Annotated in this window: 17 protein-coding genes; 5 read left to right on the top strand and 12 right to left on the bottom strand. The window is 40.6% G+C overall.

Annotation, left to right across the window (positions count from 1 at the left end):
- Positions 1–167 precede the first annotated feature (167 nt).
- The 4 genes from MTP24_RS07445 to MTP24_RS07430 form a co-directional block, all read right to left on the bottom strand.
- Positions 168–644 (bottom strand): GreA/GreB family elongation factor, encoded by a 477-nt coding sequence (locus tag MTP24_RS07445; RefSeq protein WP_243533494.1) that lies wholly within the window; start codon positions 642–644, stop codon positions 168–170.
- Positions 645–761: 117 nt separating this feature from the next.
- On the bottom strand, positions 762–1,694 hold the full coding sequence (gene secF / locus MTP24_RS07440; RefSeq protein ID WP_243533492.1) for a protein translocase subunit SecF: 933 nt from the start codon (positions 1,692–1,694) through the stop codon (positions 762–764).
- Positions 1,687–3,525: a protein translocase subunit SecD gene (gene secD, locus MTP24_RS07435; protein WP_243533490.1), complete on the bottom strand. Its 1,839-nt coding sequence runs from the start codon at positions 3,523–3,525 to the stop codon at positions 1,687–1,689. Before secD ends, secF begins: the two co-directional genes overlap by 8 nt.
- A 111-nt stretch (positions 3,526–3,636) precedes the next feature.
- Positions 3,637–4,098 carry a hypothetical protein gene (locus MTP24_RS07430; protein WP_138741053.1) on the bottom strand — a complete coding sequence of 154 codons (462 nt, stop codon included), beginning with the start codon at positions 4,096–4,098 and terminating at the stop codon, positions 3,637–3,639.
- Positions 4,099–4,192: 94 nt separating this feature from the next.
- Between MTP24_RS07430 and MTP24_RS07425 the strand changes: the two genes are divergently transcribed.
- The 4 genes from MTP24_RS07425 (at position 4,193) to MTP24_RS07410 (ending at position 10,502) form a co-directional block, all read left to right on the top strand.
- On the top strand, positions 4,193–5,971 hold the full coding sequence (locus MTP24_RS07425; RefSeq protein ID WP_138741052.1) for an ABC transporter ATP-binding protein/permease: 1,779 nt from the start codon (positions 4,193–4,195) through the stop codon (positions 5,969–5,971).
- 171 nt (positions 5,972–6,142) lie between these two features.
- Complete coding sequence (locus tag MTP24_RS07420) at positions 6,143–8,221, top strand: M13 family metallopeptidase (RefSeq protein ID WP_008131576.1); 2,079 nt, start codon at positions 6,143–6,145, stop codon at positions 8,219–8,221.
- 202 nt (positions 8,222–8,423) lie between these two features.
- A complete protein-coding gene (locus MTP24_RS07415; RefSeq protein WP_006794578.1) occupies positions 8,424–9,137 on the top strand; it encodes a YebC/PmpR family DNA-binding transcriptional regulator in 714 nt (237 codons plus the stop codon).
- A 69-nt stretch (positions 9,138–9,206) separates the two neighbouring features.
- Positions 9,207–10,502: a leucine-rich repeat-containing protein kinase family protein gene (locus tag MTP24_RS07410; RefSeq protein ID WP_243533488.1), complete on the top strand. Its 1,296-nt coding sequence runs from the start codon at positions 9,207–9,209 to the stop codon at positions 10,500–10,502.
- Between the two features lie 66 nt (positions 10,503–10,568).
- On the opposite strand, the gene gap is transcribed toward MTP24_RS07410, so the two are convergent.
- From gap to glk, 5 genes are all read right to left on the bottom strand, one after another.
- Complete coding sequence (gap, locus tag MTP24_RS07405; RefSeq protein ID WP_039036880.1) at positions 10,569–11,573, bottom strand: type I glyceraldehyde-3-phosphate dehydrogenase; 1,005 nt, start codon at positions 11,571–11,573, stop codon at positions 10,569–10,571.
- Between the two features lie 9 nt (positions 11,574–11,582).
- Positions 11,583–12,203: a bifunctional 4-hydroxy-2-oxoglutarate aldolase/2-dehydro-3-deoxy-phosphogluconate aldolase gene (gene eda, locus MTP24_RS07400; RefSeq protein ID WP_008131571.1), complete on the bottom strand. Its 621-nt coding sequence runs from the start codon at positions 12,201–12,203 to the stop codon at positions 11,583–11,585.
- Between the two features lie 33 nt (positions 12,204–12,236).
- Positions 12,237–14,087: a phosphogluconate dehydratase gene (edd, locus tag MTP24_RS07395; protein WP_243533486.1), complete on the bottom strand. Its 1,851-nt coding sequence runs from the start codon at positions 14,085–14,087 to the stop codon at positions 12,237–12,239.
- 328 nt (positions 14,088–14,415) lie between these two features.
- A complete protein-coding gene (locus MTP24_RS07390) occupies positions 14,416–15,432 on the bottom strand; it encodes a LacI family DNA-binding transcriptional regulator (RefSeq protein WP_243533484.1) in 1,017 nt (338 codons plus the stop codon).
- 32 nt (positions 15,433–15,464) lie between these two features.
- Positions 15,465–16,457, bottom strand: coding sequence for a glucokinase (gene glk / locus MTP24_RS07385; RefSeq protein WP_008131565.1), 993 nt, complete (start codon positions 16,455–16,457; stop codon positions 15,465–15,467).
- Between the two features lie 291 nt (positions 16,458–16,748).
- Between glk and MTP24_RS07380 the strand changes: the two genes are divergently transcribed.
- Positions 16,749–17,765 (top strand): LacI family DNA-binding transcriptional regulator, encoded by a 1,017-nt coding sequence (locus MTP24_RS07380; RefSeq protein WP_010557464.1) that lies wholly within the window; start codon positions 16,749–16,751, stop codon positions 17,763–17,765.
- A gap of 97 nt (positions 17,766–17,862) precedes the next feature.
- Here MTP24_RS07380 and MTP24_RS07375 read toward each other — a convergent pair whose 3' ends face one another.
- From MTP24_RS07375 to MTP24_RS07365, 3 genes are all read right to left on the bottom strand, one after another.
- On the bottom strand, positions 17,863–18,795 hold the full coding sequence (locus MTP24_RS07375) for an IS3 family transposase (RefSeq protein ID WP_243533692.1): 933 nt from the start codon (positions 18,793–18,795) through the stop codon (positions 17,863–17,865).
- Positions 18,705–19,001 carry a hypothetical protein gene (locus MTP24_RS07370; protein WP_243533482.1) on the bottom strand — a complete coding sequence of 99 codons (297 nt, stop codon included), beginning with the start codon at positions 18,999–19,001 and terminating at the stop codon, positions 18,705–18,707. Before MTP24_RS07370 ends, MTP24_RS07375 begins: the two co-directional genes overlap by 91 nt.
- A 286-nt stretch (positions 19,002–19,287) precedes the next feature.
- A complete protein-coding gene (locus MTP24_RS07365; RefSeq protein WP_243533480.1) occupies positions 19,288–21,693 on the bottom strand; it encodes a glycoside hydrolase family 15 protein in 2,406 nt (801 codons plus the stop codon).
- Between the last annotated feature and the right edge of the window lie 3 nt (positions 21,694–21,696).

Here is a 21,696-nt window from a genome sequence, read left to right as displayed (position 1 = left end):
TAGTTTAATAATCACACTTAATAACTTCAATGTAAACAGGTAATTAGCTTGTTTATTAGAATTGATTCTGAGGTTTTGCACCAAAACGACTTTTAATAGTGTTATGAAAAAAAATAGCTTTGTCGGATAGCGCTTCGCTTATCTGATCTACATATAAAACCAATGTTTTATAAAATCTTTACCACACAATATTTATGATTTTTACCAGCAATACTTAGGCTTATTTCATCATCAAGCTGTTTGCCTAAAAGTTGTTTGCCTAGCGGTGCTTCGGGTGTAACAACTTGAATAGTGAGCCCTTTTACTTCAACCGTTAACCCGCCTGCGGCTGGGCCTAAATAAAACCATTTTTGTAAGGCGTTTTCATCTTCTATGCAAACGAGTGAGCTTATAATCACTTTATTGTGATTAGGCTCTTTAAAAATGGCTTCAAACTGTTTAATGCTTTTGTAGCAATCGTTTACACGCTCGGCTTGGCCTTGTGCTAAATAAGCGGCTTCGAGTCCTAGGGTATCGTACTGCGTTTCTGCAACGCTTTCTTCGTGAGTTGCGGCGTCGTGCGCGGCTTTTGCTGCTTGTTTTGCGCTGTTTAATTGTGCTTCAAGTGCAAATTTAAGGTGTTCTATTACGTGGGATTTATTCATGAAAGGCGCTAATAACCAATACGGTAAACTATGTGATTAATTTTACCGTTATAAGGCGCTTAAAACCATTATTTTAAGCGCCAGTGTTTTAATGCAGATTTTTAAAAGCATTTATTGCTAGGGCATATCGAGCAACGCTTGCGTTTCTGCATCTTGTTTTTCTTCGTAATTTTTAGCACTTAACCCTAAAAGCTCGGGTAACGTGGCGGCAATACAAATAGATGAGAACGTACCTACTACAATGCCGATAAATAGCGCGATGGCAAAGCCTTGTAATGGCGCGCCCGCGAGGAGCCAAACACTTGCAACTGTAGCAAGCGTGGTGCCCGATGTAATAAGCGTACGCGTTACGGTGCTTTTTATCGCGCTATTTATAATACTTGCGGGGCTAAGCGCATTATTAGATTTAACACGTAAAAGCTCGCGTACTCTATCGCCTACTATTATAGAGTCGTTGAGTGAATAACCTATAATGGCCAGCAAACTGGCAAGTACGGTTAAATTAAACTCAATACTTAATAGCGAAAATAACCCCAGTACCAGTAATAAATCATGCACTAGCGCAACCACAGAGCCTACGGCTAAACGCCATTCAAACCGCACCGCTAAATACAGCATTACTGCAACCATAGCTGAAAATAGCGCTAAACAACCTTGCTCAAACAGTTCATCACCCACTTGTGAGCCAATATACGCTGATGATAAAACCTCGGCGTTAATATCTGCGTTTTGTGTAATAGCAGATTGCCAATCGTTACTATTTGCTGTTGAATCGCTAGGCGCTTCGCGTAATTGATAATGGCTATTGCCTTGCGCGGTTAGTTCAAACTCGCCATTGTGATTTTTAGTAATAAACGATTGAAGCTCTTTTAGCTCAACACCTTGGCTGGTGGTAAATTCCGTTAGGTAGCCACCAGTAAAGTCTAGGCCAAAATTAAGCCCTTTTTGACTGAGCGTAAATACCGATAGCAGTACAAGTATGGCGCTTAAAAGCATGCCTGAAAAACGCAGACGAGTGCCCGCCTCGCCCTTTAAAAAAGTGTTAAGCATGTGCATTTACTCCTGCTTTTTTAGCCAATTTTAAATATAACGTTTGGCTTAGTATTTTTGATACGTACACGCCAGTAAATACCGAGGTTATTAAGCCAAGTGCCAATGTTATGGCAAAGCCTTTAACTGGCCCGTAACCTATGCCGTATAAAATAAGCGCGGTGATCATGGTGGTTATATTGGCATCAAATATGGTGTTAGCGGCTTGCTTGTAACCTTCTTGAATTGCTTGGTATGGCGTACGCCCTTTTCGGCGCTCTTCTTTAATTCGCTCAAATATAATAACGTTGGTATCTACCGCCATACCAATAGTGAGCACAAGCCCAGCAATACCCGGAAGGGTTAATACAACCCCTGGTAATAACGACATTAAGCCAACAAGCGACGTTAAATTTAATAACAGCGCTACGTTTGCAATAAGCCCTAAGCGGCGATACCACGTTGCCATAAAGGCAAGTGTAATACCCATTCCCAGCATCAATGCGGCCAAGCCGTTAGTTATATTTTCTTGACCTAGGCTTGGGCCAATTGTTTGCTCGTGCACAATAGTAACCGGTGCAGTTAGCGAGCCTGCGCGTAATAATAGTGCTAGGTCGGCCGCTGCTTGTTGGCTTTTCATATTAGTAATACTAAAACGTGAACTTAAATGCTGCGCAATATTCGCCACATTTATAACTTCGCTTTTTTTAACGGTTTCACCTTTAGCGTTTTGAGAGTACTCAGAATAAACCGTGGCCATAGGTTTACCAATATTTGCTTTTGAAAACGCCGACATGGCATCGCCGCCTTGCCCATCAAGGCTAAGTTGCACAAGTGGCTTACCCCAATCATCGCGCCCTATATTGGCGTTATTAATATGCTCACCGGTAAAAATAGGCACAGGATCAAGGTTTATGGTGCCACCCGATTGCATATTAAATGTTTGCCCACCAATTTCTTTTAACTGATAAAACCCAAGTGATGCAGTTGCGCCTATAATGCGCTTTGCCTCTGTTGGGTCTTGCACGCCTGGCAACTCTATGCGTATACGCTGTGTGCCTTGGCGCTGTGTTACAGCTTCGGTAATACCTAATTCTTCAATGCGCGAGCGAAGCGTAGTAAGCGTTTGGCTCATTACTTTTTTATCAAAGTTGCTTCGCCCTTGCTCTGAATAGCTAAACTTGGCGTTTTTAACATTGCCGTTATTGGTTGTTGTAACCGCTAAATTAGCAAAGCGACTTTGTAGCTCATCAATCACTGGTGTAAGTTTTTGCACCGCATTAGGCAGCGCGTTAATTTCAAAGCCGTGCCCTGTTTGCTGCGCTTTAAGGCCGTGCGCTTTTTGCTTTATAATGATTGATTTAGCTTGTTGATACGCACTGGCTAATTGCTCATCAATTGCTTTATCTAAATCTACATCGAGTACAAATAACACACCGCCGTTTAAATCTAGTCCCAATTTTATTGGCGATAAACCAAATTCTTGCAGCCAAATTGGGCTTGTTGCATGCTCTACAATTTTAACTTGCGTGTTTGGGTACTGCGCCTTTATAACCGCTTGCGCTTGGGCGCTTTTAGTTGGCTCGTTTAATAAAATATTTATAGTTGATTGCTTATCAAGGCCCTGTTCAACGTCTAAGCCTTGGTTATTTAAAAAAGTAACTAAGGCTTGAGTGCTTGGCACGGCTTGGGTTTCGCTATGTGGCGCGCTATTTACATGCAACCACGATTTATTAGGGTATAAGTTGGGTAAAGCGCTAATAGCTAATAAAATCAGCACAATAAGCATGGCTATATAGCTTAATTTAAATTTAGCCATAAATGGGTTTTGCTCTTTTTTTACACTTAACATGTTTTTTCCTTATCACCAGTAAATTACTGGCAACGTACTTTTTAAAAGTACAATTAATCTCAAGGCTTAAACGTAAAACGTTAAAACCTAATAAAAATTAAATAAGAAAAATTAAGCGTGGTAGGTAGTGACAGCTCTATAGAGTAAGTTGGCATCTTTCCAGCCACTTAAACGCGATTTTTTACTATTGTGCACAAGCGTATACCAAGGCTGAATAGCATTTACAGCTTGAGGGCGTAAAAATATTTGCCTAACAAGGTGCTGCGCAAAAAACTCAAAAACAACATCGTATTCTGGCTCACTTTGAACTGTGTGCAAAAAAAGTGACGCATTACTTGCTGTAAGCCTTGGCTGATGTGAGTCAAAATCGGTGTGTTGTGTTTTTTTATGAGCAGGTGCGTCTGCAGACTTTTTAGTAGGCTTTGTTTTAGTTATATCAATAGCATCTGTGAATAAAATGTGTGAACTGACAGCTGGACTTAAATTTTGTGATACCTGCACAGAATTACTCTGCACACTAAACAGTGCAGCTAGCAGCAAAAAAGCAGTTATAAAAACACGAAATTTAAACATACTTAGATAAAACTAAAATAAGAGGTGCCTAGTATATTAGGGCAACTATTTAAAATACAATGCTTAACAATTAAGTATTTAATCGAGAAAAAAAATGCGCTCCAGACAAAACGTTGAAAAACGTGCAGACGCCATGAATTTAAAACAAAGCGTTAGAACGTTGTGGCCTTACATTACAAAGTTTAAAGGGCGCGTATTTATTGCGCTTTTAGCGCTTATTGGTGCTAAAGGCGCCACGCTTTTAATGCCTTGGGCGTTAAAAGAAATTATCGACTCGGTTGATAAATCAATAAACCCAGTGTTGGTCATTCCCGCTCTATTATTAATAATGTACGGCGGTTTGCGTTTCGCTAGTGTGTTTTTAGGTGAAGTAAGAGACGCTGTTTTTTCACGGGTAACCGAACATGCCATGCGCAATATTGGCCTAAAAGTATTTAAGCATTTACACTCGCTTGAACTTGCATTTCACTTAGACAGGCAAACTGGTGGTATAAGCCGTGACATAGAACGTGGTACCAGTGGACTCAGTTTTTTAATGCGCTTTTTAATGTTTAACATTGTGCCTACCCTTTTTGAAATACTCACCGTTGCTATTATTTTTGGGTCGCTATTTTCTATTTGGTTTGCGTTAATTACACTTCTTGCTGTTGGCGTATATATATTTTTTACAGTCACGGTGACACAGTGGCGTAATCGTTTTATTCGTGAATCAAACGCAGCTGATAACCTCAGTAACACACGCGCAATAGACAGCTTACTTAATTATGAAACTGTAAAATATTTTAATAATGAGCAGTTTGAAGCCAAAACATATGACTCATTTTTAGCTAATTGGGAAACCGCGCGTTTAAAAAATAGGATGTCTTTGCTTGCGCTTAATTCAGGGCAAGCATTAATTATTGCCAGTGCCATCACCGCGTTAATGTGGTTAGGTTCAAGCGAGGTAGTAACAGGGTCACTAAGCATTGGTGAATTGGTAATGATAAACGCGTATATGATCCAATTATTTTTACCGCTTAACTTTTTAGGATTTGTTTACCGTGAAATCCGCCGTGCTCTTACCGATTTAGAAAACATGCTAGGCTTACTCAATAAAAAACCACAAGTCACTAATGCTCCAAATGCAAATACCCTTGATGTTAAAAATGGGGAAATTGCCTTTAATAATGTGAGTTTTAGCTACAACGCTAACCGCCCTATTTTAAATAATATTAGCTTTAAAGTGAAAGCGGGTAGCAAGGTAGCTATTGTGGGCGCAAGTGGTGCTGGAAAAAGTTCACTAGCGCGCCTGCTCTATCGTTTTTATGATGTAACATCGGGCAGCATTACTATTGATAACCAAGCTATTAACTCGGTCACGCTTGATAGCCTTCGTAAAGCTATTGCTATTGTTCCTCAAGATACCGTTTTATTTAATACAACAATTCGTGAAAACATTGCCTATGGTCGCCCTTCGGCAAGCGATAGTGATATTGATAAAGCCATTGAAATGGCTCATTTAAAAGATTTCATTAATACGTTAGCTGATGGCGATAAAACGCGAGTGGGTGAACGAGGTTTAAAAGTATCTGGCGGCGAAAAACAGCGTATTGCAATAGCACGCGCTATTTTAAAACAATCCCCAATTTTAATATTTGACGAGGCAACGTCGGCACTCGACTCTCAGGCTGAGCAAGCAATATTAAAGGCAATGTATGAAGTAGCCAGCGAGCACACCAGTATTGTGATTGCCCATAGGTTATCAACCATTACCGATGCCCACACTATTATTGTGCTTAAGTCAGGCCAAATTGTTGAACAAGGGCAACATAATGAATTACTGGCCTTGGGCGGTGAATACGCACATATGTGGACATTACAACAACAAGATTAACCTGATTTATTAATTTATGTTGGGAGCTTGTTGCTTGCGTTGTTTATTGGTTTTATCGGGTCAGGCTGTGATTCACCTCAAAAGAATTGTGTGCCTGTCTTTTATACATAACAATCAAAATGATATTTTTATAACAAAAATTAACAAATTCATTATCCAGGGGGATAAACGATGAAAAAGAGTTTAATTGCAGCGGCTTTAGCTGCCACTTTTATAACGGGCTGTTCAGAGCCACAAACTACAAGCAGTGAAGTTCAAACTGCAAGCACAGAAAATACAGTTGTTAGCAATAAAGCTGAATTAGGCAGCTTTGGCGTTGATTTATCAGCGCGTAACGAAGCCGTTAAACCTGGTGATGACTTTTTCATGTACGCCAGTGGCACGTGGTACGACAACTACAATATGCCAGCAGACAAAACGCGTTATGGTGCGTTTTCGGCTTTAGCAGAACGCAGTGAAGACCGTGTTAAAAAAATTATTGAAGACATTGCTGCACGTAAAGAACTAAACGCTGAAGAGCAATTGGTTGCTGATTTTTATAATTCGTACATGGATACCGACACACTTAATGAACTTGGTGTTAAACCTATTCAACCGCTGTTAAATCAAATTAGTAATATGGAATCTACCGACGACTTAGCTTATGTATTTGGGCAATCGTGGTTATCGGGCCTTCGTACTCCTATTGGTGGTGGTATGTGGTTTAACCGTTTAGATCCAAATAAATACGAAATGTCGTTAGGCGCTGGTGGTTTAGGTTTACCAGACCGTTCTTACTATTTAGAAGATGCTGAGCGTTTTGTTAAAACCCGTGAAGCTTACGTGGCTCATATTGCCGACATGCTAAAATTTGCCAATGTTGATAACACAACAGAACGCGCAAAAGCCATACTAGAGCTTGAAACTAAAATAGCACAAGGCCATTGGCCGCGCGAAAAACGACGTAATCGCGACCTGTCGTTAAATCAAATTAAACGTGAAGATTTAGCTTCTACATACCCTGGTTTTAACTGGGATGTATATTTTGAGCAAACAGGATACAAAGTTCCTCAACTTAATGTATCTCAGCCTGAACCGGTTAAAGCCATGATTGAGCTTATCAATAATGAAGATTTAGCGGTTTGGAAAGACTACTTAACCTACCATGCAATTAGCGGTAATGCAGGTTTACTTTCTGAAGATATTTTTAATACACGTTTTGCATTTTATGGCAAAGAACTAAACGGCCAGCAAGAACCACGCCCTCGCTGGAAACGTGCAATTAACGAAATGTCGGGCACAAGCTCGCTAGGCTTTGCTATTGGTAAAATTTACGTTGACCAATACTTTCCTGAATCATCTAAACAACAAATGTCTGAACTGGTTGAAAACCTGCGTTCAGCATTAGGTGAGCGAATTGATAATCTTGATTGGATGGGCGCTGAAACTAAGGTAAACGCACGTGCGAAGTTAGCAGCATTTGTTCCAAAAATTGGTTACCCAGATGTATGGCAGTCTTACGATGGTTTAACTATTAGCCAAAACGATTTAGTGGGTAACGTTAAAAACATGCGTGAATTTTTCCGCGCTGAAAGCGTAGAAAAAGAACTACAAAAAACTGACCGTAACCGTTGGGGCATGACACCACAACGTGTAAATGCATACTACAATAGCTCGTTTAACGAAATTGTGTTTCCAGCTGCTATATTACAACCTCCATTTTTTGATCCAAATGCCGATCCAGCGGTTAACTACGGGGGCATTGGTGCTGTAATTGGCCACGAAATGGGCCATGGATTTGATGATCAGGGTTCAAAATCTGATGCTAACGGTATTCAACGTAACTGGTGGACAGACGAAGACCGTGCTGCATTTGATGCAAAAGCAGACCAACTTGCCGCACAGTACAGTAAATACGAACCTATTGAAGGTAACTTTGTAAATGGGCGTAATAGCCTAGGCGAAAATATTGGTGATGTGGGTGGTTTAGCCATGGCTTACCACGCTTACAAACTAAGCCTAAATGGTAAAGAAGCGCCTGTAATTGACGGTGTAACAGGTGATCAACGTTTCTTTTTAGCTTGGGCACAAGTATGGAAAGAAAAACGTACTGAGCAAAGTATGTTAAATCAACTACGCGGTGGCACGCATGCACCAGGTCGCTTTAGAGCACAAGCACCACGTAACCACGATGCTTGGTACAAAGCATTTGACGTAAAACCTGGTGATGCCTTGTATTTGCCAGAAGAAGAACGCGTTCGTATTTGGTAATTACACTAATACGTATGTAAACAAATACTAAACAGCCCGCAACAGCGGGCTGTTTTATTTTATGCATATTCTTTTATTCAAATGGCTATTTTAACTTTTTTACTATTAATGTTCCCCATTCCGTACTAGCCCTTAATGCCATTTACCTTTAGAATACGGTCTATTATTTTTCAGTTATTTATAAAATTAAGGCGAAACGCAGATGGGAAGAGCTTACCAAAACAAAAAAGATTCAATGGCTAAAACTGCGGGTGCTAAAACTAAAGTTTACTCTAAGTACGGTAAAGAAATTTATATTTGTGCTAAAAATGGCGGTGTAGATACAGATGGTAATCTATCATTACGCCGTTTAATTGAACGTGCAAAAAAAGACCAAGTACCAGCACACGTAATTGAACGCGCAATTGAAAAAGCAAAAGGCGGCGGCGGTGAAGACTACGCAGCAACACGTTACGAAGGTTACGGCCCTGGTAACTGTATGATTATTGTTGACTGTTTAACCGATAACAACAAACGTACATTTGCAGACGTACGCGTTTGTTTTACAAAAGCAAATGCTAAAATTGGCGCACAAAACTCGGTGTCACATTTATTTGACCATTTAGCTATTTTTGTTTTTGATGGCGACGATGATGAAGCTGTTCTTGAAGCGCTTATGATGGCTGACGTTGATGTAACCGATGTAGAAGTAGACAGCGGTAAAGTAACCGTATTCGCACCTCATACTGAATACAACAACACACGTACTGCATTAGAAGAAATGGGCATTTCTGAATTTGACGAAGACTTAATTGCGTTTGTACCACAAGTAGAAGCGCCAATTGAAGGTGAAGATGTTGAAGTAATGGAGCGCTTTTTAGCAATGCTAGAAGATTGTGACGACGTACAAAACGTTTATCATAACGCGCAATTCTAAACCTCATCTACATGTTAATTAAAGCCAACAGCCATGTTGGCTTTTTTATTTACAGGGCTTTATAAGTTAATGAATACCCTTTCAGAGCTAAAGACTGGTAAGTTAGCCGGTGCAAAGCACTTACAGCTGGTTGAGCAATTATCTGAGTTTCCAACAGACATTTTTAAGCTTGCCGATACACTTGAAGTACTTGATCTTTCAAATAATAATTTAAGTGATTTACCAGACGAGTTTGCGTGTTTGCATCGCCTTGAGCGTGTGTTTTTGTCGTTTAATCAATTTAAACATATACCCACAGTATTGGCTAAATGCCCTGCTTTAATTATGGTTGCGTTTAAAGGCAACCAAATATCGCAGTTTGCACCAAACAGCCTGCCAAAAAATATTGAGTGGCTTATTCTCACCGATAATAACTTACACGAATTACCTGACGATTTTGGTAATTACAGCCAGCTTAAAAAGCTTGCACTTGCGGGTAATAACCTAAAAAAATTACCGATAAGTATGGCTAATTGCACTAGCTTAGAGCTTGTAAGGCTCTCTGCAAATAACCTAACAAAACTCGATGACTGGCTACTAGAATTACCAAAACTTGCTTGGCTTGCTTTTGCAGGTAACAACTTTAATAAAGCGCAGTGCTTAACTAAAAGTACGTTGAAAAATACCCCACTTGAAAATTTTCAGCTTAAAAAAGTAATAGGCCAAGGCGCATCGGGTGTTATTCATCTTGCAAAAGCAGAACGTAATAATGTTGCAGTGAAACTTTTTAAAGGCGCGATCACCAGCGATGGTTACCCACTTGATGAGGTGAATTGCTGCCTACAAGCTGCTAATCATGCAAACTTAATAAAGGTATTAAGCTACATAGAGCAAAGTGAACAACTTGGCTTAGTAATGGAGTTAATAGATACCAATTATACTAATTTAGGGTTACCACCAAGTTTAGAAACATGTACACGCGATACGTTTAATGACGGTTGCAACTACTCAATTGAAGCTGTTTATAAAATAGCAAAACAAATGGCAAATACGCTTACTCACCTTCATTCGAATAAGGTAAGCCACGGCGATATTTACGCCCATAACACCATGATAAATGAACACTATGACGTTTTATTTGGCGATTTTGGAGCATCAACAAATTTAGCTATGCTCAGTAATTATCAACAACAGCAAATACAATTAATAGAAGTCCGCGCTTTTGGTTGTTTAATAGAGGATTTACTAAGTACTGTTAGCGCAGCAGTTAAGCAAGACGAATTGTTTGGCAAAATGTCCGATATAGCAACGCGTTCTACCAACAGCGTTATTGCATCGCGCCCTAGCTTTAAAGCATTAAGCACCTTATTAAACGAGTTGGTATAAATTAAGCAAAAAAAAGCCTGCATAATGCAGGCTTGGTTGGATAAAGCTAAACTTTTACAGGGTCAATTATAAGTACTGACCTAATGCTTTAACTTGGTCTAACATGCGGTTTGAGAAGCCCCACTCGTTATCGTACCAAGCCATTACTTTAACTAGTTTGCCATCAGCTTTAGTTTGCGTTGCATCAAAAATTGATGACGCAGGGTTGTGATTAAAATCAATAGAAACAAGCGGAAGCTCGTTGTACTCTAAAATTTCTTTCATTGAACCTGTTGCTGCGGCTTTCATTACTTCGTTAATTTCTTCAGCAGTTGTTTCGCGCTTAGTAATAAACGTAAAATCAACTAAAGAAACATTAATAGTAGGTACACGTACCGACATACCGTCTAATTTACCCGCAAGCTCTGGAAGTACTAAGCCAACAGCTGCAGCAGCACCTGTTTTAGTTGGGATCATAGATTGTGTTGCACTACGCGCACGGTATAGATCTGGGTGGTAAACGTCAGATAAGTTTTGATCGTTTGTGTAAGCATGAATTGTAGTCATGCTACCTTGCTCAATACCTACTGTGTCGTTAATTGCTTTTGCAATAGGTGCTAAACAGTTAGTCGTACAAGATGCGTTAGAGATAATGTTGCTATCAGCATTAATTACATCGCTGTTAACGCCGTGAACTACTGTTGCATCTAAATCTTTACCAGGAGCAGATACAATAACTTTTTTGGCGCCAGCTGTAATGTGCTTAGCCGCGTCTTCACGCTTAGTGAAAAAGCCCGTACATTCTAAAACAATGTCTACGTTTAGCTCTTTCCACGGTAGGTTTGCAGGGTCACGCTCTTGAGTAAGTGTAATTACGTCATCACCAATCAGCATGGTGTTATCTGCAAGTGTTACTTTTTTAGAAAATTGACCATGAACTGAGTCAAACTGTGTTAAATGTGCATTTACATTAGCCGGTGCTAAATCGTTAATTGCTACAATTTTAATTTCACTGTTTTGTGCTGACTCATAAAGCGCACGTAATACATTGCGACCGATACGACCATAACCGTTAATTGCTACATTAATCATTTGAGACTCCTATTTAAGTTCACTTGCTTGGCGAGCAAGCGCTTCAATGGCTTGCCAGTCTTTATTTTCAATTAGTTGTTTGTCTAGCATCCATGTACCACCAACACAAATAACATTGTTAAGTGCTAAATAGTTAGGTGCAGTTGCTAGGCTAATGCCACCTGTTGGACAAAAAGTAATATGTGGTAATGGTCCGCCTATAGACTTAAGCATTGCCGTTCCGCCTGCAGCTTCAGCAGGGAAGAATTTTAAATACTTAAAACCATGGCTTGCTAACTGCATTACTTCGCTCGCAGTTGCAGCACCAGGTAAAAATGGAATGTCTGACTCTTTTGCAAGTGCTAATAACTCAGTACTCACACCTGGGCTAACCATGAAATCTGCACCTGCAGCCACTGAGGCTTCAAAGCTTGCTTTATCAACTACAGTTCCCGTACCAACAAAAGCTTCTGGCACTTCAGCTTTCATCAACTTTACAGCTTCTGCTGCAATTGGCGTACGCAGTGTAATTTCAAGTGCTTTTAAGCCACCGTTGTATAACGCTCTAGCAAGTGGTGCAGCATCTTCTAATTTTTCGATTACAACCACTGGCACAACGGGTGCCGATGCTAAGATTTTTTCAATACTCATTACTTGTTCCTCATTACCCAGTTCGGCTAATTATTATTCAAGTCCAAAAGCACTCGCGCCTAAATCGGCACTGCTTACGATATTTCTAAATCCAGTAAATAACTCACGACCCGTACCAAATGTTAAGCTTGGCTGGCTAATTTCAAGCTCACGTTTTGCAAGCTCGTCGTCGCTAACATGTACTTTTAAAATTCCGTTAGGGGCATCTAAAGTAACTAAGTCGCCTTCTTGAATTTTTGCAATTATGCCACCTTCAACGGCTTCTGGTGCTAGGTGAATTGCAGCTGGTACTTTACCTGATGCACCCGACATACGACCGTCAGTTACAATAGCAACTTTAAAACCTTGGTCTTGAAGGGTTGCCATTACTGGCGTTAATTTATGAAGCTCTGGCATACCTTTCGCTTTAGGGCCCTGCTCTTTAAGCACAGCTATAAAGTCTTGGTTTAACTCGCCGCGGGTATACGCTTCTTGTAATGCTCCTTGCGAGTTGAAAACTTTAGCAGGTGCAGTAACGACTTGATGCTCCTCAGCTACAGCAGACACTTTAATAACCGCTTTACCTAAATTACCAGTAAGCAGTTGCAAGCCACCCTGTTTGCTAAATGGATTACTTACAGGACGAAGCACTTCTTCATCAAGTGAATTAGCAGGGCAATCAACCCATTTCACTTTGCTTGGACCATTTGAATCGCTCATGATCAGGCTGTCGTCTTTATCTAAACGCGGCTCTGTCATGTATGGCGCAAGACCATCGCCAAGCATTGTTTTAACGTCTGTGTTTAAGTAGCCTGCGCTTGCAAGTTCGCGCATTAAGAAGCCCATGCCGCCGGCTGCTTGGAAATGATTTACATCCGCAGAGCCGTTAGGGTAAATACGTGTAAGAAGTGGAACAACTTCTGATAAATCAGACATGTCTTTCCACGTAACTTGAATGCCCGCAGCCTTAGCAATTGCAACGATATGAATGGCATGGTTAGTAGAACCACCTGTTGATAGCAAGCCTACTAAACCATTAATAATGGTTTTTTCGCTGATCACATCTGCTAAACATGGGCTTTCTTTACTATCTGTAAGTTGCTTAAGCATGGTTTCTACAGCATTACCTGTTAATCCATCACGAAGCTCTGTATACGGGTTAATAAACGAGCTACCCGGGAGATGTAAGCCCATTATTTCCATTAACATTTGGTTAGAGTTTGCAGTACCGTAAAACGTACAAGTACCCGCGCTGTGGTAAGATGCACTTTCAGCTTCTAATAAATCTTCGCGGCTAACTAGGCCTTGTGCAAACTTTTGGCGAATACGTGCTTTTTCTTTATTTGGGATACCCGACTGCATTGGACCCGCAGGTAAAAAGAACACAGGTAAATGGCCAAATGATAATGCGCCAATTAATAAACCTGGGACAATTTTGTCACATACGCCTAAACAAAAAACGCCATCAAACACATCATGTGAAAGTGAAACAGCGGTAGACATTGCAATCACATCACGAGAAAAAAGCGATAATTCCATGCCGTCACGCCCTTGCGTAACACCATCACACATTGCAGGAACGCCACCCGCTACCTGAGCGGTTGCGTCAAACTTGGTTGCAATGCTTTTGATTACGTCTGGGTAATCTTTGTAAGGTACATGCGCAGATAGCATGTCGTTGTATGAATTGATAATAGCTAAGTTTGGCACTTCATCTGCTTTTAAGCGCGCTTTATCGTCGCTACTACAAGCTGCCATTACGTGGGCAATGTTGCCACAACCTAATCCCGCACGAACTCTTGTTTGTTTTTTTGCATGCGAAATACGATCTAAATAATCTTGACGGGTTTGCTTACTGCGTTCAATAACGCGTTGGGTAACTTCTTGAATTCGAGGATGTAACATAATTAACTCATCTCTATTAGTTAGAGGATAAAGGCTCAGTAGCAATTACAGACTCCACGTAAATAACTGTACTGAGCATCTTTGATTGACCCGTTCAAAGGTACGATATCAGGGAGCCTCTCACAACAAACCTGACACCGGTGTCACTGTATTAACTCATAGCTATGACACCGGTGTCAACCCTGACCGCTAAAATTAATTTAACTTTTTATCATGACCAATTAATGAACACTTAAATTCTTGTGTACATACAGACTTTTATCAAGCTACGGGCAAAAAAAAGCCTGAATAAGCGTCACTCTTATTCAGGCTACTGTGAAAAAGTATTTTATTGGTTTACGCGAGCTGTTGATTCACGCGTTATTAAACGCGATTCAAGCGTAATTTGAAAAGGCTGTTCTTGAGGCTCTGTAATGTGATTAATTAATTGAGTAACAGCAAGCTTTGTCATCTCTTCTACTGGTTGGGCTATGGTTGTTAACCCTGGCCATATGTGGCGTGCAATAGGTGCATTATCAAAACCAGCTATAGATATGTCGTCAGGTACACGCAATTGCCTTTGTGTTGCAAGTTTAAGTACTGCAGCTGCCATGTAATCGTTCGATGCAAATACAGCCGTAGGCCGTGGCGACAAGTCTAAAATACTGCGGGCGCTGTCTACACCCGAGTGGTAACTAAAGTTACCCTCTTCAACTAATCGCTCGTCAAACTCAATATTATGATCGGCTAATGCACGCCTGTACCCTTTAAAGCGCTGCTGTGTTGCACTGTGGTCAGGGTGACCTTTAATAAATGCAATTGACTTGTGACCAAGGCTGATTAAATGTTCTGTAATTTCAAATGCGCCCTGCTCGTCGTTACTACGAACAGAAATAGATTCATCTTGTAAAATTGCGGACGCTACTCTAGCAAACGGGACTTTTTTGGCTGTTAAAAACTCAACCAACTCAGGAAAATCACCAAAAGGTGGCGTAAGTACAATACCATCTAAACGAGATGTTTGAAGTAACTGCTCAACATTGCTAATTAAAGCCTCGCCTCTGCATTCGCATGGATGAATTAGCAAGTTGTAATTGTTTTCTTGGCAAGCGGCTAAAGCCCCTGTTTGAACACGGGTTATGTAGCTTTTACTTGGGTTGTCGTATAAGCAACCAATAATAAAACTTCGATTTTGTGCTAATCCGCGCGCTATAGGGTTTGGCGTGTAATCCAACTCTTTAAATACAGCGAGTACTTTTTCGCGAGTGGCTGCACTGACGTTGGGCTCGTTATTTAGAACCCGCGATACTGTCTTTTTAGATACGCCAGCATGGCTTGCTACGCTGTTGATTGTTACTTTTTTCATCACTCTATTTTCCACATGCAATCAACAAAAAACTAATTGGCGTTGTGCAAACACGCCGCTGCGCCAATTAAAGGTATGTTGTCTTGTGTCACTAATGTAACAGGTATTTGCCCTGTGTATTGCGACATAATCCCTTTTTGCGAAAAGCGTTCAACAAAACGGCTTTCAAGTAATCGAGCTTGCATACGCGGTAATATTCCACCACCTATAAATAGGCCACCCAATGCGCCATAAGCTAGTGATAAATCGCCTGCTACGCTGCCAATCCAATCACAAAATTGATTCAGGGTTGCATCGCACACATCACATTCGCCACTATTTGCTAAGCTGCTAATTTGTGCAGCATCAAGATTTTTAGGCGACTGCCCTTTAACTGCAGCCATTGCTTTATATAGATGGGTAATACCAGGGCCTGAAAAAACGGTTTCGACAGACACGTGTTGATGCTCTTTTTTTAGTTCTTGAATTAACAAGGCATCAAGCTCTGTTACCGCTGCAAGCGATATGTGCCCACCTTCCGAACTTAAAACAGAAGTAGAGTGAGATGTTCTGACTAAACAAGCCGCACCAAAGCCAGTTCCGGGCCCCATTACACCAATATTTGCATTGTCATCAGCTTGACCTGCTTTTATAACAACATTTTGAGATGGGCTTAAGTAAGGTGCAGCGTAAGCAAAAGCAGCAAAATCATTAATAACATCAAGCTCTTTTAACTCAAAATGAGCCTTAAAATCGTTAACACTAAAGTGCCATCCTAAATTTGTTAAATGTACTTGCCCTGCTTTTATAGGGCCAGCAACTGCCAAACATGCGCGTTTTGGTACAATATGTGGTACGGTTGATAAGTAATGTTCGAGTGCTTTTTCAAGTGAGCCAAAATTAGCACTAGGAAACGTATTATTATGCTCAATTGCAAATTGATTTGTTGTGTCATCAAACGATGTAATTAAAGCAAAACGAGCATTAGTGCCACCAACATCGGCAACTAAAATAGGATCAAATTGGGTAGAAGAGTTTAGGCTCATGGTGTTATCTCTTTTGTTTAAGCAATCAGTGCTTTTTGTTCTACAATAGTAAACCATTGGTGTAATTGCTTTAGGCTATCACCCTAAAGCGGCTATCAGAGAAAAAATGCTGCCTGTAGCAATTACAAACAGCCAATTCGTTTTGACAACAAAATGATAAAACACAAATATTATGACACCGGTGTCACAGTCAAATCAATAAATAATTTACATTAAACACAAAAAGCTTGAAATATTTAATTAATAAACGAAAATGGCACTATTGTGTATTACATTAACTAAGTTGTGATAATGAAAGGTAAAGCTACATCATTTGATATTGCCCACTATGCAGGGGTATCTCAATCAACTGTATCTCGCGCTTTACGAAATAGCCCGCTTGTTAACGAAGAAACACGTAAACGTGTTCATGACATTGCAAAAAAACTTAATTACAAGGTCGACAAAAACGCAAGCAACTTGCGCACGCAACAAAGCAGCACACTCGCACTTTTATTATTTGAAGACCCCACCTCAGACGAATCACAAATTAACCCGTTCTTTTTATCTATGCTCGGCAGTATTACACGTGCGTGTGCAAAAGAAGGCTACGATTTATTAGTATCGTTTCAATCAGCCAGTGCAGATTGGCAAGCCGATTACGAAGATAGCCACAGAGCCGATGGCATTATTTTGCTTGGTTATGGCGATTACATTGATTTTCAGCCTAAATTTAAAACACTGCTTGAGCAAAACACTAAATTTGTATGTTGGGGGGCAACGGTAGATAACAGACCTGATTTAACCGTGTGCTGTGACAATTACGGTGGTGGTAAACAAGCTGCGGCTCATTTTATAGCTCACAACAGACAAGATTGTGCATTTATTGGCGATGCTTCTGACCACAGTCCGGAATTTTTTGCTCGTTTTCAAGGGTTTAAGGACGAGTTAGAAGCTAACAACATCGCAATAAATGAACGTAAAATGGCTAACGCTATTTCAACGGAAGAATCGGGCTATCATGCAACTCGCTCGCTCATTGCCAATAATATTAAATTTAATGCCTTGTTTGCAGCAAGCGACTTAATTGCAATTGGTGCTATCAGAGCACTCAAAGAAGCAAATATTAATGTCCCTAAAGATGTCGCTGTAGTCGGGTTTGATAACATAGCTATAGCCAGTTTTGTAAACCCACCACTGACAACCATAGAGCAGAATACAACTCTTGCAGGGCAAATGCTCGTTGAAAATTTACTCAAACTAATCAGAGAAGAAGATGTGCAAAGCACCCTTTTACCCCCTGTGTTAATTGCTCGCGGATCGAGTTAAATATTTAAAAATTGATATAGCCAGACTTAAATATAACTTGGCTTGAACATAAAAAAACCACGCTGTATGAAGTGACCCCAATAAGTTGGACTCATTTCTAAGCGGCAACCAAGGCCTGATTTCGATATTGTATCGGACTCAGGCCTTTTAGTTTTAGCTTAATGCGTTCGTTGTTGTAATAATCGATGTATTCTTTGATGTTTTCAATGAGTTTATTTGCGTCCTTGAACGTCTCATTGTGATACATCTCAGTTTTTAATATGCCGAAGAAGTTTTCTGCAACGGCATTGTCTAAGCAGTTTCCTTTTCGAGACATACTTTGAATTAGCCCATGCTTTTTCAGGTGTTGTTGATATCGTTTATTTTGATATTGCCAACCTTGGTCTGAGTGGATGAGTGGTCTCTCATGCTTCAACAGCTTTGCTGTTGCGGCTTTAAGCATGTCAGTCACGAGTGGTAGCGTGACAGATGTCCTTACCTCATAGCTGACCACTTCTTGGTTAAATAGGTCTATTACCGGTGACAGGTATACCTTTTCTCCATTGACTTTAAATTCAGTGACATCGGTCACCCATTTTTGATTGGGCTTCTTTGCCGTAAATTCACGTTTGAGAACATTTTCAGCGATTCTACCGACTTCACCTTTGTAAGAGGTGTAGCGTTTAGGTCTGACTTTTGATTTCAAGCCAAGTTCGCCCATCAAGCGTTGCACGCGCTTATGATTAACCATCAAACCCATTGCTCTTAGCGTGCAAGTTACCCTACGGTAGCCGTATCGTCCTTTGTGCTTGTGATAGATATCACGTATTCTTTCGCATAAGTCAGTGTTGGAACAGGGCTGAACCAGTGTATTACGATGGTAATAATACACACTCTTGGGAAGCCCTGTGACCTTTAATAAGTGTTGTAAGCTGTATTTTGCCTTGAGCTCTTCGACAACTATCTTTTTGTCTTTGCTTTTTTCTTTCTGGCCTGAGCCAAGGCTTCTAACTTTTTTAAGACTGCGTTCTCTGCACGTAGATAATCCAATTCTTCCCTGAGCTCTTTTTCAGACATGTCTGCTGATGGTTTAGGAGTTGAAGAATGATTCGTCACGCAAGGCCTACCTTTTTTCTGTGGTTTTAGTCGGGTTATCCCCCCGTGAGCATAAAGCTTTTGCCATTGAAATAAAATACCTGGGGATGATAAGTCGAAATAGGCGCTAGTATAACCCAAAGACCAATCATTAATTTCCATCGTCTCGAGCACATGAATTTTGAACTCGCCTGAATAAGGTAACTGTTTATGGATAAAACTCTTTGACCCATTAAGCAGGTAGACCTGAAACCAATAACGAATAAGCCGAGCGCTAATATTGTACTTCTACTTAATGCTTCAGAGTTTTCCTGCTCAGCAAGTTGTGCGAGCTTTAACTTAAATATTCTTTTGTGCTTGGACATAAAAAGACCCCCAGTAATTGGATTGTCCAACTATTGGGGGTCACTTCAGTAAGCGTGGCTTTTTATTTACTAAGTCACTAAATTTACTTTAGTGCTATCTCAACAACTGGGTAATGATCCCATACTTGTTTATCGCTTAGTGAGCGTACTAGTTTCACGTACTCAGCATGAGTCCATGCTAATGGGGTTGCTGAATTAGTACCTTCGCCTAGTTCATACCCCGCTTTGTTGACACCTACACCATCCCATACTTGCTCAGGCAGCATCATGCCTTCATTCGCAAACTGTTCTAAGCCTTTTACGTAACTATTTCTAATATCAGCCTGCTTAGCATCATTAAATGTTTTGGTAGCGTTGGCTGCCGCTATTTCGTAATGGCCGCGTTCACCAGTGAAAAATGGCCATACACGACCACGTTGCCCTGGTGTGTTTCCACCACCTTCTGCGTAATTAGTGCCTGTTACCTCATCTTCGCCGTAGCCATCATTACCATATCGACGATAACCTGCAAAGGTGCCGCTACCGTCTTCAAAACTAAAGCTATATTTTACCTGTAGATTATCTTCAAGCGTTTCATCGTCGTATTCAGGCAGTGTTTTAACAATACTTTCGTCGATTGCACCGCGAACGCCATAGCGTACTAGCTCTAAAAAACCACCATCTAATATTTGCTTTTTATTAAACCCTTCACGGCCATTATTGGCGTTAATTTTAGTGTTTGAATTGGCGTCAGTATCCTGACCAATGCGAATAAAGTACTCACCATCAGTACTTTCACCTTTTAAATTACCCTTTGTAGTAAACATTTGCGATTCTATTTCGCTGTTATACTTTTTAGCCGTTTCTAAATAACGTTTTGCGTTTTTATCGTCACCGCTAAGTGTTGCTATATCGCTTGCTGTTATCAGCCCTGCAACAATTGCGGCAGTAGTAGAAGGAGAATACCCCTCTTGCTCTTCCCAGCGCTCCTGCTGTGTTGCAGGTGGAGTGATCTGCGTGTCGTTCCATAAAATTTTAGCAAGGCCTCCATCAACTAAAAAGTCAGCTGCAGGTTTTAACATTTTGCCGTACCAAGTTTTTAGCTCTTCATCGCTAAGTACATTAGCTTGGTGAAGTTTCCAAGCAAGCATAATAGGCATGGCTGTTTGGTCAAGCTGGACACCCACCCATTCAAGTTCGCCATCAACATGTGTTTTTTGTAAAAACCAGCCTGTATCACCATTGTTACCCGGTGTACTGCTGTTAACTTGTACTTTTTCAAGGTATTCGAATGCTGTTTTAGCTGTAGCGGTATCGCCGAGCGCCATAAAAGCCATAGCTACTTGATAAAAATCGCGTACCCATACTGCTTTATAACCGGTAGAGCCTTCTTTAGCCGATACAGTTTCACCCCATGGGTTTGACAGTGACGCAATAAGCGCACCCGCGTGTGTTTTATCTTCTTGTGCTTTTAATACCATGGCACTGGTGTATAAAAGTTTGCCGTTATCGGCAGTTTGTTCAGTCATTGTATTTAGTGGTTTAAGGCTTTGTAGGTAATCTTGCCAACCTAGCGCGTCGCCTTTACCGTTGTAGTGATCGAGTACGGCTTGGTAACCCTTAGCCAAACTTTGTTCGCCTTGCTGAATACTTTGCTGCTGGGTTTTTCCAAAGCTTAACGCTAAATCAAATGTGGTGTTGTTACTAATATCACCGAGTTCTGCAAGCATGTTTACATTACCTGAAACTTCACCGGTATTTGTATACTGATTATTAATTGCTTGCGTTGTTTTAAGTGCATTAATACCATCACTTTCACCTGTAAATCCTACTGTTTTAGCTTTAAAAGGTGAACTTGATTGTAATGTTAAATAGTTATCGCCTTCCCATGCGACGAGTCCTTGTTCTGTTGTTTTAGCAAAGTCACCTAACCCGTTATTGTTAATGTACGGGTTAACGTTAACGTAGGCTTTTAGACCCTCTAATTGAGTATTAAACACACTTCGTACAAATAATGTTTGTGTATCTGGATCGGTAAATATGTGCTTTTCTAAGCTAAAGCGGCCTTGCTTATCGGTACTTGTTACCTTATAAGCAAGCGAAAGCGGTCTGCCTTGCTCATCTTTGTATAAGTAATCAATGGTTACATCTAAGTCATCAGCCTCGGTTACAGTAAAGTCTTTACCGGTAACAATAAATTGCATGTCTTTTATTTGCGCTTGGTGAATAAGCCCAAACATGGTTTCGGTGATCATTCCTTTAGCAATAGAAAACCATACTTTAGACACACTGCCTGTTGCGGCTGTATCGCTGTACTGTCCTTTTTTATATTCTTCAAACGATGTGCCAATACCTGTTTTGCCTGCATAAGCCCAAAATGGCTCTACCCCTGGGGCGCCTGGTGCCGATGTAACTTGTGCTGTAGTACTTTCATTAGTTGTGTTTTGTGCGCCACAAGCTGTTAAACCTAAGGCTAAAAGTGAGGCGGTTATAAGGTTGTATTTTTTCATTGT

The sequence above is a fragment of the Pseudoalteromonas sp. APM04 genome (assembly GCF_022809815.1).
GTDB classification, from domain to species: Bacteria; Pseudomonadota; Gammaproteobacteria; order Enterobacterales; family Alteromonadaceae; genus Pseudoalteromonas; species Pseudoalteromonas marina.
Note: the sequence above shows the minus strand (reverse complement) of the source record. Positions and strands in the feature narration are given on the sequence as shown.